Source organism: Flavobacteriales bacterium (genome assembly GCA_030584065.1).
In the GTDB taxonomy this organism is placed as follows: Bacteria; Bacteroidota; Bacteroidia; order Flavobacteriales_F; family PHOS-HE28; genus PHOS-HE28.
This window is the reverse complement of sequence record CP129489.1, coordinates 874,092-885,984: the sequence shown is the minus strand read 5'-3', so window position 1 is coordinate 885,984 and position 11,893 is coordinate 874,092. Positions and strand designations below refer to the sequence as shown.

The 11,893-nt window shown below is 65.7% G+C and carries 11 protein-coding genes; 4 read left to right on the top strand and 7 right to left on the bottom strand.

Annotation, left to right across the window (positions count from 1 at the left end; translation table 11 throughout):
* Window positions 1-8: 8 nt before the first annotated feature.
* Window positions 9-776: an ABC transporter ATP-binding protein gene (locus QY325_03755; GenBank protein WKZ67047.1), complete on the bottom strand. Its 768-nt coding sequence runs from the start codon at window positions 774-776 to the stop codon at window positions 9-11.
* On the bottom strand, window positions 773-1,789 hold the full coding sequence (locus QY325_03750; protein WKZ67046.1) for an iron ABC transporter permease: 1,017 nt from the start codon (window positions 1,787-1,789) through the stop codon (window positions 773-775). Before QY325_03750 ends, QY325_03755 begins: the two co-directional genes overlap by 4 nt.
* Window positions 1,790-1,850: 61 nt before the next feature.
* Here QY325_03750 and QY325_03745 point away from each other — a divergent pair, with 61 nt between their 5' ends.
* The gene (locus QY325_03745) at window positions 1,851-2,981 is read left to right on the top strand and encodes a hypothetical protein (protein ID WKZ67045.1); all 1,131 of its coding nucleotides are present in this window, start codon (window positions 1,851-1,853) and stop codon (window positions 2,979-2,981) included.
* Between the two features lie 22 nt (window positions 2,982-3,003).
* On the opposite strand, the gene QY325_03740 is transcribed toward QY325_03745, so the two are convergent.
* The 5 genes from QY325_03740 to QY325_03720 all read right to left on the bottom strand — a co-directional run bounded on the left by QY325_03740 (window position 3,004) and on the right by QY325_03720 (window position 8,189).
* Complete coding sequence (locus QY325_03740) at window positions 3,004-4,086, bottom strand: iron-containing alcohol dehydrogenase family protein (GenBank protein WKZ67044.1); 1,083 nt, start codon at window positions 4,084-4,086, stop codon at window positions 3,004-3,006.
* A 42-nt stretch (window positions 4,087-4,128) separates the two neighbouring features.
* Window positions 4,129-5,379: a DegT/DnrJ/EryC1/StrS family aminotransferase gene (locus QY325_03735; protein WKZ67043.1), complete on the bottom strand. Its 1,251-nt coding sequence runs from the start codon at window positions 5,377-5,379 to the stop codon at window positions 4,129-4,131.
* Window positions 5,380-5,390: 11 nt separating this feature from the next.
* Window positions 5,391-6,155: a triose-phosphate isomerase gene (gene tpiA / locus QY325_03730; protein ID WKZ67042.1), complete on the bottom strand. Its 765-nt coding sequence runs from the start codon at window positions 6,153-6,155 to the stop codon at window positions 5,391-5,393.
* Between the two features lie 77 nt (window positions 6,156-6,232).
* On the bottom strand, window positions 6,233-7,585 hold the full coding sequence (locus tag QY325_03725) for a DoxX family protein (GenBank protein ID WKZ67041.1): 1,353 nt from the start codon (window positions 7,583-7,585) through the stop codon (window positions 6,233-6,235).
* 85 nt (window positions 7,586-7,670) lie between these two features.
* Window positions 7,671-8,189, bottom strand: coding sequence for a hypothetical protein (locus QY325_03720; protein ID WKZ67040.1), 519 nt, complete (start codon window positions 8,187-8,189; stop codon window positions 7,671-7,673).
* A gap of 349 nt (window positions 8,190-8,538) precedes the next feature.
* On the opposite strand from QY325_03720, the gene QY325_03715 reads away from it, so the two are divergent.
* From QY325_03715 to QY325_03705, 3 genes are all read left to right on the top strand, one after another.
* On the top strand, window positions 8,539-9,417 hold the full coding sequence (locus QY325_03715; protein ID WKZ67039.1) for a transketolase: 879 nt from the start codon (window positions 8,539-8,541) through the stop codon (window positions 9,415-9,417).
* Between the two features lie 78 nt (window positions 9,418-9,495).
* Window positions 9,496-10,932, top strand: coding sequence for a VWA domain-containing protein (locus QY325_03710; protein ID WKZ67038.1), 1,437 nt, complete (start codon window positions 9,496-9,498; stop codon window positions 10,930-10,932).
* 6 nt (window positions 10,933-10,938) lie between these two features.
* Window positions 10,939-11,892 carry a transketolase C-terminal domain-containing protein gene (locus QY325_03705; GenBank protein WKZ67037.1) on the top strand — a complete coding sequence of 318 codons (954 nt, stop codon included), beginning with the start codon at window positions 10,939-10,941 and terminating at the stop codon, window positions 11,890-11,892.
* The last annotated feature ends 1 nt before the right edge of the window (window position 11,893 follow it).

Below are 11,893 nucleotides of genomic sequence, written 5' to 3'. Positions count from 1 at the left end.
TGGCTTCGTCATTCCATGGGGCGAAGGATTCCCGCCACGGGATCGAAGAGCAGGCCCTCCTGCTGGAATGCGGCGGCCAAGCGGCCGCTGGAGCGCGCCTCATGCGGGCTGCCGCACCACAATGCGCCTTGATGCAGCAGGAGCACCCGGTCGCAGAGGTCAAGGGCCGTGGAGAGGTCGTGCGTGGATAGCAGCACGCACCGTTGCTGGTCCCTTGCGATACCGCGCAGCAGGCGTAGCACCTCCACCCGATTGAGCACATCGAGGTGGGCGGTGGGCTCATCGAGGAGGATCACCGGCGTGTCCTGCGCGATGGCACGGGCGATCATCGCCTTCTGGGCCTCGCCATCGCTGAGGGAGTCGAACTGGCGGTCGGCGAGCGGCTTTAAGCCCGTCCGTTCCAGCGCTTCCTCCACCTGCCGCTGATCCGATGCGCCCAATCCACCGAAGGCACCGGTCCACGGTTGGCGGCCCATGGCCACCAACGCACGGACATCCATTAGGCCGATGCGCGGCCTGCCCGAGAGGACGAAGCTGAGCCGCTGCGCCCGGTCGCGGCGCGCATGGCCCCCCAGGTCCTTGCCCTCCAGCAGCACCCGGCCCTGCATGAGCGGATGCAGCCCGGCCAGCGCCCGCAGCAGGGTGGATTTCCCCGACCCGTTCAACCCGATGAGCGCGGCCATCTGGCCGGCCTCGAGGGCGCAGGTCGCATCGGAGAGCAAGGCATGGCCCCGATGCCCGATGGTCAGCCGATCGATGCTCAACAAGGAAGTCATGCCGCGCTGGACCATCGTTTGCCGGCGAAGAGCACCCAAGCCACCACCGGAACGCCCAAGAGCGAGGTGACGGCATTCAGCGGCAGCACCGTGCCCGCGATGCCGATGCGTGCAATCAGGTCGCAAGCCATGGCAAGGGATGCACCGAGCAGGATCGTGGCCGGCAGAAGGAGGCCATGGTGGCTGGTACGGAGCAGCGCACGGGCCAGATGCGGCGTCACCAGGCCGATGAAGGCTATTGGGCCGCAGAACGCGGTGATGGCACCAGCCATGACGCCTGTGCACCACAGCAGCGCCCTCCGTACCAGCACCGCATCAACGCCCATGGTGTGCGCATAGGCCTCACCCAGCAGTAGCGCGTTGAGCGGTTTGATGGCGGCAAGTGCAAGGACCAGCCCCACCACCACGGGCACGGCGAGCCAAGGCACCCGGTCCATCCCCACCCCCGCGAAGGATCCCATCCCCCACAGCACGAACCCGTGCACGGCGGTGGCAGTGCCCGCCGCCTCCAGCACGCTGACGAGCGCGCTGCACAGGTAGCCGAGGAGCAGGCCCACGATGAGCAGCGTGGCCGGATGGCCGACCCGGCGGTCGGCGGCCATCACCACCATCAGCGTTCCCAGCGCCCCGGCCAGGGCCGCCGCCAGCAATGCCAGATCCGCAGGCAGCCGGAGCGGCGACCAGAGCGGGAAGGCGAGCATCACCAAGGCCACGCCAAGACCGGCACCCGAGCTCACACCCAGGATGGACGGCCCGGCGAGCGGATTGCGGAATACCGTCTGCATGAGCAGTCCGCCAGCGGCCAATCCAGCCCCGGCGATGATCGCGGTGAGCGCCTGCGGCAACCGAAGGTCGCGCACGATGGAGATACCCCCGCCCCGGCTTCCGTGGACGAGATCCGCCAGCGCCTCCGGGAAAGGCACCGCCGTGGAGCCCCATGCGAGCTCCAGGAGCAGCAAGGCCGGCACCATCAGGCCAAGCAGCAGCAGGATCCCGGTGGTGCGTGCGCGCATCGGGCAAACATAACTGGGGACGGCACGGGGCTTGTGCGGGTATTTTCGCCCCCCTCTGCTCATGCGCTGCGCCGGCCTCCTCCTGATCATCCTGGCCTTGACCGGTTGCGCAGGCACCCGGAAGCAGCTGGAGCACGCCGCAGCGCTGGAGAAGGAGGGCCTGCTGAGCCAGGCCATGGAGGAGTACCTCACTATCCGCGCCCAACGGCCGCGGGAAATGCAGGCGCTCGCGGGCGCCCAGCGCACCGCCCAGGGGCTCTTCAATCGGCTCCAGGACAAGGCGCTCGCCGCCTATCGCCTTGGCGACCTCAGCGCGGGAGATGCGACACGCGATGAAGCCGAGCGCTACCGGACGGACCTGCGCAATCGGGGCCTGCACGTGGAATGGGACGCCCTCTTCGAGATGCAGCGCAAGGAAGCGATACGCCAGGAGGCCGCGCGGCTCTTCACCGAGGCCGAGGCCAGCTTCAGGAATGGGCGATACGGCGAGGCGGAGGACCTGGCCGCGCGCAGCGCCCGGCTCGACCCCGAGCGACGTGATGCCCAGCACCTCATGACCCTTGCCCGAGTGGAGCCCATCTATCAGGAAGGCGCACGGGCCCAGGCATTGGGCATCTGGCGGGAGGCCTACCGGCGATTCGACCGGGTGGTAGCCATGGATGCAGCCCACAAGGATGCCCTGGAACGCCGGGAGCAGTGCCGCCAAAAGGCGAGCTACACCCTCTCCTACCTGCCCATCCTCAACCCGGGGCTGTACATGGAGCTGCTCTCGCTCACGAAATCGAGTTCCTTGGAATCGCAGCTGGCCGCCAATGTGAAGGCGGCCATCCTCGACCTCAAGGACCCTTTCGCCCTGCTCGTCGACCGCGACCACACGGAAGCGATCCTTGCGGAGCAGCGCCGGCAGATGAATGGCTCGTTCGATGAGCAGGGCGCTGTGAAGGCAGGCCGACTTCTGGGCGCACGGTTCGTGCTCACCGGCAGGATCCTCCGTTACGACGATGTGCTGTCTCGGAACCTTGAGCTGCAAATGCAGCTCATCGAAACGGAGACCGGTCGCATCCACGCCTCCGAGGTGATACGCGTGGGCAAGGATGACCTTGAGCGCGGCCCTGCCCGCCCGCAGTTGGTGGGCATCGCCGCCCGCCGGATCGCGGAGCGGGTTCAGGGCTTCGACCCTACTGCACGCTGACCATCAGCGCCGGGCATCGGGGTTACATCCTCCTGTACCATCCCTTGATCCGCTCGCGGTCCAACACCTGCTGCCAATCGGGACCGAATGCGTGGTCCCACATGTGCGGCAGGTTGTAGGCCACTTCGGCCATGGCATCGAGGGTGGCCTCATCCCATTCCTTGGCCAGGTTGGCCGGGATATGCACGCCACGCTCCTTCACCATGTGCTTGAACTCCTGCACATAATCGCCATACACGTCCTCGAGCTGATTGAAGGCCACGCAGTTGGCGAAGCAGTGGTGCATCTCCAGCACCTTGCCCAGACCGTAGCTCAGCGCGTGGCACACGCCCACCTCGCTGTAGGTGAGGCTGAGCCCCCCCATGTAGCTGGCCACCATCAGCAGTTCGTCGCTCTTGGGGTCGCTGCGGTCGCGCTTCAGGTACACCTCGCGGCACATGTCGAGTGCCTTCTCGCTGTAGGCTTCGGCAAAGGTGTTCTTCTTGGTGCCGGTGATGGCCTCCACGCTGTGGATGTAGGTGTCCATGCCGGTGTAGAACCACTGGTCGGTGGGCACGCTGGCGATAAGGTCCGGGTCCAGCACGATCTGGTCGAAGACGGTCCAATCGCACTTGAGGCCGAGCTTCTTCACCGGGCCTGTGAGGACGGCCGTCATGCTCACCTCCGCGCCGGTGCCGCTTATGGTGGGCACGCCGCAGTGGTAGATGCCGGGCTTCTTGATGAGGTTGAGGCCCTGGTACTGCACGCTGCTGCCCGCGTTGGTGAGCATGAGGGAGAGCGCCTTGGCCACGTCCATCACATTGCCGCCGCCGATGCCGACCACACCGGCAGGCAGCCCTCGACGTGCAAGGATGTCGTCCCGCAGGCCGTCGATCTGCTCCGTGCTGGGCTCTCTCTTCGTGCTGCAGAAGATCAACTCGTCCTCCGCCTGCTTCGGGATACGCGCAATGAGGTCGGCCTTGCCCTCGAAATAGTGGTCGACGAGGAAGACCATGAAGCCTTTGCCCGCGCCGCGGTGGGGCTCCAGGATTTCGCCCAGCTTGCCGAAGCTGCCGCGGCCGTAGCAGGTCTTGGTGACGGATTTGAAGTTGCGGAAGAGTTGCATGTGCAGGAGTAGCTGCCTGCAAAGGAACGCACCCCGGCCTGGTCAGCCCATCACCTCCCGCACCGACTCCTTCACCGCCTTCACCACCTCGTCCACCTGATCGTCCGTGAGGTCGAAGTACACCGGCAGGCTGATCTCGCGGCTGTACTGCCGATAGGTGCTCGGGAAATCGCCGATGAGGTAGCCCTGGCCCTTGTAGAGACTCAGCAGCGGCAAGGGGATGAAGTGGACATTCACGCTCACCCCGCGCTTGGCGATGGCCGCGATGGTGGCATCACGCTGTTCCTCGGAGGCCGTTGCGATGCGGAGCATGTAAAGATGATAGCTGCCCTCGCGCCCCTCATCGGCGAGCACCGGGGCCACGAAGCGGTCGTCACCGGCGAAGGCGGCATGGTACCGCGCACAGATGGCCTTCCGCCTGGGCAGGGTCTCGCCATCGTACCGCCCCAGCTCCACCAGGCCGATGGCCGCCTGCAGGTCGGTCATGTTGCACTTGTAGCCCGGGAACTCCACATCGTAGCGCCACGCGCCGGGTTGATTCTTGGCCAGGGCATCCTTGCTCTGGCCGTGGAGGCTCAGGACATTGAAGTACCGATAGAGCTCCTCGCTGCTGAAGGGCTCCGGCAGGTGAAAGGCCAGCGCACCGCCCTCAGCCGTGGTCAGGTTCTTCACGGCATGGAAACTGAATCCGGTGATGTCCGCCTGGCCGCCCACCGGCTGGCCGGCGATGCGCGCCCCGAAGGAATGCGCTGCGTCTGCCAGCACCAGCGCCCGTCCCAAGCGCATCTGGGGGTTGGTTCCATCCACGCGCAGGTTCACCTTGGGCGTGAAGAGCCCGCAGGCCTCCTCTGCGATCCGCATGATGCGGCCCACTTGCGCAGGCAGGCCTCCGATATCCACCGGAATGATGCACTTGGTGCGATGGGTGATGGCCTTCCGCACGGCTTCCGGGTCGATGGTGAAGTCATCCAGCACGTCCACCAGCACCGGCTTTGCGCCCACGTGCATCACGATGTTGGCGGTGGCGCAATAGGTATAGGCCGGCACGATGACCTCGTCGCCGGGGCCGATGCCGTACCAGCGCAGCACGAGCTCGCAGGCGTTCGTCCAGCTGTTGAGCGCCAGCACTCGTTCCACGCCGCAATACGCGGCCAGCTGCCGCTCGAACTCCTTGGTGCGCGGCCCCGTGGTGATCCAGCCGCTGCGCAGGGCCTCCTCTACCGCCTTCACGGTGCGGTCGTCGATGCGCGGCGGTGAGAAGGGGATCATACGGTCATCGCCGATGGGTGGCATTGCGGGCTAAACTAGGGCTTGCACCGGCCCGCGATGCCGACCAGCTCCGTGAATTGGCCGGCATCGAGCGAGGCGCCGCCGATGAGCCCCCCATTCACGTCGGGCTGCCCGAAGATGCCCTCGGCATTGGCCGGGTTGCAGCTGCCGCCATAGAGCAGCGGCAAGGCCTCCGCCGCGGTGGGGGCATGCGTGCGCAGCAGCGCCCTGATGCGTGCGTGCATTTCCTGCGCCTGCTCCTTGGTGGCCGTGAGCCCTGTGCCGATCGCCCAAACCGGCTCATAGGCGATGATCAATCGCGCCGTAAGGGCCTCATCGATACCATCCAAGGCCCCCTTCAGCTGTTCTGTCACCACGTCGAAATGGCGGCCGCTCTCGCGCTCCTCCCTCCGCTCACCGCAGCAGAGGATGGGCGTGATGCCTGCCGCCAGCAGCGCCCGCACCTTTTCCGCGATCAAGGCATCGGACTCCCCGAAGTACTGGCGCCGCTCGCTGTGGCCTACGATGCAGGCCTGCACCCCCAGGCTGCGGAGCATAGCGGCGCTCACCTCACCGGTGAATGCCCCCTTGTCCGCCTGATGGCAATTCTGCGCCGCCACGGCGATGCGTGTGCCGGCGCACAGACGAACGGCCATCTCCAGGAAAGGGAACGGAGGGGCCACGATGGCGTCCACATGGCGCGGGAAGGCATCCGATGCCTCCACCATGGCCGCGAGCAGCGCCGCGGCGCTGTCCCGGTCGGTATTCATCTTCCAGTTTCCGGCAACGATGGTGCGCATGCGTGGGGGCCGGCGGAACTGAAGCCGGGCGAGGCAAAGATGGGTACCGGTTACGAAAGGCCCTGGCTTCAGCCCGGTCAACGACTCAGCACCGCCTGGGCCTCGGTCAGGGTGGGTGCATGATTGCCGTGCCAGATGCCCTTCACGCCGCCGTTCTGGAGCACCATCACCCCGGGGTTGGCGCGCACCATGGTCTTGATCACCTTCTCATCGCACCGCACGAATTCGAAGGGCAGCTGATGCGCGTGGCGGAACTCCTCCACCTCCTCCCAGCTGTTGGTGGTGATGCCATACACGTACCATCCGGCCGCCTGCGCCTCCTGTGCCAACCGGGCGATGGCAGCCATGTTGCCCGTGTCCGTCTTCCGCAGGTTGTAGGCGGTGACCAGCAGGATCGGCGATGGCTCATTGAGCACATCCGCGGTAAGGTCGTAGTCATCGCGGTCCGTGAGCCGGAAGTCCTGCACCTGCGATTGGATGCCCGGCTCCACTTCCACCACGCGGTTGCTGTTCTCAACGAGCTCATAGGCGGGGTCGTCCCACGGGTAGGGTCCGCTGGTGTCGTATTCCTTCACTTCGCCGGTGGCGGTGTTGCGGTAGCTCAGGAAAACCTTGTTCACTGGAGGCTTGGCCTCCTGCATCTGCTGAAGGATGCTCTTCCCCACCGCGTATGGACGGTAGTCACGCACGGGCAGGTGGGTGTAGCACCAGCCGGTGAAGGCCAGCGTGATGAGGGACACCCATGCAGCGGTGATCCATTCGGCGCGGACGCCTTGCATGCCGCGCTTGATGACCGCATAGCCCAGGAAGCCGGCCAGCGTGAACCAGACCGGCCCCCACCAGGTGAAGATCCAGCTCCAGACCGCCACCAGCAGCAATCCCCCGGGAAGGAGGATCAGGTCATCAATCCTGCTGTTCCAGGCCGTCTCCTTGCGCCGGAAGGCGTAGGCGAGGATGGGAAGGATGAACACGAAGAGGATGGCATCCTTGTAGAAGCTCTCCCAAGGGGTGAGGCTGCGGCCGATGCTGCCCTTCATGGCATCGCCGAAGCAGCCGCAATCCGTGACGCAGGTAACGCTCCGCTCCTCGGTCACCCCATTCACGACCACCGTGTAGGTGGCCTGCGGGTCGCATGTGGCGGTGTAGAGGGTGAGCCAGCCGAAGAAGACGGTGAGGACGAAGAGGGCCACGGCGGCGAGCCGGAGCCTTCCGCCGAACAGGACAGCGAAGCCCAGCACCACTTCCGCAAGGCAGGCCAGGACGGCCAGGGTCAGCGCATAAGGCTCCAGGAAGGGGAGGTTGAGCGCGCTCTCGGCGAAGTACTCCTCCAGCTTGTAGGAGAATCCCAGCGGATCGTTGGCCTTGATGAGGCCGCTGACGATGAACAAGGACCCGACGATGAGGCGTGATAGCAGTACCAAGGCGCGCATGCAATGGGCCATTTTGGGGCGGCGCCGAAGATAGCGGCACCTGCTCGGCCCGTCCGGCGGCCTTAACAACCGATCAACAACCGCGTCAATCGGGGAAGGCTCCCAAGAGCCCGCGGATGCGCACCAGGTGGTGGTCGTCGTGCTCAGCCACGTAAAGCGCCATATCGGCCGGGCTCATGCGGATGCCGCGGCACGGGTGCTGGGCTTGGTGGCGCAAGGCGGCCTCATCCATGTCCCAGTACCGGTTCACCAGCAGCATGCGGGAGAGACGGAACTCCTCCAGCAGATCGCCGGGGGCACGGTGCCTTTGCTGGGCCAGGCACTCGGCTTGATCGCCCAAGTCGATAGTGCAGAGCGTGGGCCGGCGGCTCACGAAATCATCCACCCGAGCCTGCAGGCGCTGGTCGAGCAGCAGCAGATGGGCGATATGCTCCATGGCGCTCCAGTTGCCCTGCCGGCGCAACAGGAGCCGCTCAAGTGGGTGATGGCGGATCAGCGAGGCAAGCCGTGCCGGTGTTCCGCGCATGCGCTCGAGCAGCAGGGGCAGGTCCTCCAACCCGCGGCCATACGCCAGCTGGCGCTGGTCCCATGGAATCAACTGCATGCCGTGGAGACGCATCCCTGAGGCGCTCTGGTGCGCCGGGTTCAAGGTAATGACAGTCCCATGACATGCAGTGGATGCCCGATTGCTCCCTCACTGGGCCGGCTTGGGTCGATGGGTAGAGAAAGCAGAGCGGGGACCCCCAAGGCCCCCGCTCCTCATGACGAACCGGTCCAAAACCAGAAGCACCGGATAGCCCCAAGACAGGTCCACCCCTGCCGCACGTTGCCTGGAAGGTGCCGGAACGTTCGGACCTGGGCGGCGCGCCATCCCCGATGCCCTTTTTCAGCAGTTATCCACAGCTCCGGGGGCTGCCCGGCAGGCCGTCTACCTTTGACCATCCGCTTCCGGCATGACCGATTCCCCATTCCCGGCCGCCACGGCCAAGCCCTCGGTATCAGAACTTCAGCGCATCGCCAGCCAGGTCAGGCGCGACATCGTCCGCCAAGTGCATGCCGCCCAGAGCGGCCACCCGGGTGGGTCACTGGGCTGTGCGGATTACCTCACAGCCCTTTACTTCCAAGTGCTTCGGCACGATCCGGCGAATTGGGACATGGATGGCCACGGACAGGATCTCTTCTTCCTGAGCAACGGGCATATCAGTCCAGCGTGGTACAGCGTGCTGGCCCGCAGCGGGTATTTCCCCATTGCGGAACTGGCCACCTTCCGGCGGATCAATACGCGCCTGCAGGGGCACCCGACCACCCATGAGGGACTGCCGGGAGTGCGCATGGCCAGCGGATCGCTGGGCCAGGGGTTGAGCGTAGCCATCGGGGCGGCCCTCGCAAAGCGACTGAACGGCGACGCCACGCTCGTCTACAGCCTGCATGGCGACGGTGAACTGCAGGAAGGGCAGATCTGGGAAGCCGCCATGTATGCCGCTGCCAAAGGCGTGGACAACCTGATCAGCACAGTCGACTACAACGGCCGCCAGATTGACGGCGATGTGGATGATGTGCTTCCCTTGGGCAACCTCCGTGCGAAATGGGAGGCCTTCGGGTGGCAGGTGCTGGAGACCAACGGCAACGACATGGCCTCGCTCCTCGGCGCGTTGAGCACGGCCAAGGGCATGACGGGCAAGGGCAAGCCCATCATGATCCTCATGCGCACGGAGATGGGCCAAGGCGTGGACTTCATGATGAACAGCCATGCATGGCATGGCATCGCCCCCAACGATGCCCAATTGAAGAGCGCATTGGGCCAGTTGGAGGAGACCTTGGGCGACTACTGAGCCATGCCCAAGGCGCACGGAATGCCCATCCGGCCCGTCCGAGCCCTCCGTGGCACGCCCTTGGACAGGTGCCTGGCCATGGGAACGACCCGCCCGCATGTGCGCAGGTGGCCGATAGGCCTGATGCTGCTGGGCGCGGCGCTGATCGCGCTAGCGCAACCTGCGCACAGCCAGGAGGCGCAGGCCCTGAAACAGCCCCCGCTCACGCGCATGCTGTTCGTCTTCGATGCGAGCAACAGCATGAATGCATTCTGGGGGAACCGGCCCAAGATCGAGACGGCGCGCGACCTCCTGCTGCAGTCGCTGAAGGAGCTCGAAGGCCAGCCCGATCTGGAACTGGCTTTGCGGCTGTACGGCCACCAGACGCCCATCCAGCCCGGGAAGCAGGATTGCGACGACACCCGCTTGGAGGTTCCCTTCAGCAGCAACAGCATCCCCGCGATGCGGAAGACATTGCAGGGCGTGCGGTGCCTGGGCACCACGCCCATTGCCCGCTCGCTGGAGAAAGCTGCCAAGGACTTCCCCGAAACGGACCAGCAGAAAGGCACCCGCGGCGTCCGCAACGTCATCATCCTCATCACCGATGGGATCGAGGCCTGCGACGAGGACCCCTGCGCAGTGAGCCGTGCCCTGCAGGCGAAAGGCATCGTGCTGAAGCCCTTCGTCATCGGGGTGGGCCTCACCGAGAATGACCGCTACGCGCTGCAGTGCGTGGGCAATTACTTCGATGCCAGCACCCCTGAGCTCTTCGAGCATGTGCTGAAGGTGGTGGTCACCCAGGCCCTGAATACCACCACGGCCCAGATCAGCCTGATGACCACCGATGGCCAGCCTTCCGAGACGGACGTGCCGGTGACGCTCTACGACCAGAAAACCGGCCAGGTCCGCTACCATCTGGTGCACACGATGAATGAACGCGGCCTCCCCGACACCCTCGCGCTTGACCCGGTGTTCACCTACCGGGTGGTGGCCCACACGCTGCCGGCCTCGATACGGGAGAACGTCACCGTGAGGCCCGGGACCCATACCATCATCGCCGTCGATGCCGGCACAGGCATCCTGAACCTGCGCACGGGCACAGGGCCCTTGGACGCGCATCCCGTCTCGTGCGTGGTGCGCAGGAAGGGCGAAATGGCCACGCTCCAGGCCCAGCCGATGGGAACGCAGCAGCGCTACCGCGTGGGCGCCTATGACCTGGAGGTCCTAACGCTGCCCCGCACCCTCATTCCGGATGTGCGCGTGGAGCAAGGGAAGACCACCGACATCACGGTGCCGCGTGCCGGCGTGCTGAATGTGACCGCCTCCGCTGCCGGTCCGGGCTCCGTGTTCCTCAGGTCCGGTGACGAGCTGCAGTGGGTGGCCGATCTCGACCCGGCATCGCCCCGCAACCAGTTCCGGCTGCAGCCCGGCACCTATCAAGTGACCTACCGCAGCGGATCGGCCCGCCGCACGGAGCTGAGCCTTGTGAAGGAGGCCCTCATCGAGAGCGGCCGCAGCGTGAACCTCAACTTCTAGCCCCGCATGAACCCCTATCCCGTACTCGACCAGAAGGACACCCGAAGCGGCTTCGGCGCAGGCCTGTTGGAACTCGGCAGGACGAACCCGCAGGTGGTGGCGCTCTGCGCCGACCTCACCGGTTCGCTGAAGATGGATGCCTTCCAGAAGGCCTTTCCCGATCGGTTCTTCCAGGTCGGCATCGCGGAAGCGAACATGATGGGGATCGCCGCCGGCCTCACCGTCGGAGGGAAGATCCCTTACACGGGCACCTTCGCCAACTTCAGCACAGGAAGGGTCTATGACCAGGTACGGCAGAGCATCGCCTATGCTGGTAAGAACGTGAAGCTATGCGCCAGTCACGCCGGGCTGACCCTCGGCGAGGACGGGGCGACCCACCAGATCCTCGAGGACATCGGTCTGATGCGCATGCTGCCCGGCATGGCCGTTGTGGTGCCGGCTGATTACAACCAGACCCGCCAGGCCACCATCGCGATCGCCGATCACGAGGGCCCGGTGTACCTCCGCTTCGGCCGGCCGAAATGGCCCGTCTTCATCCCCGAAGGCATGCCTTTCATCCTGGGCAAGGCGCAACGGCTGATCGAGGGCGCGGACGTCAGCCTCTTCGCGTGCGGGCACCTGGTGTGGCGCGCCCTGCAGGCCGCTGAGCAATTGATGGCCCAAGGCATCCGTGCCGAGGTGGTCAATGTGCACACGATCAAACCCTTGGACGAGGCGGCCATCCTAGAATCAGCAACGAAGACGGGATGCGCGGTCACCTGCGAGGAGCACAACCGCTACGGAGGCCTCGGCGATGCCGTGGCCCAGGTGCTGGCGCTGCACCGGCCTACCCCGCAGGAATTCGTCGCCGTGAACGACTCCTTCGGGGAGAGCGGGACGCCCGATCAGCTCATGACGAAATACGGGCTGGACGTCCCGGACATCGTGCGGGCCGCGCAGCGGGTGATGGCGCGGAAATGAC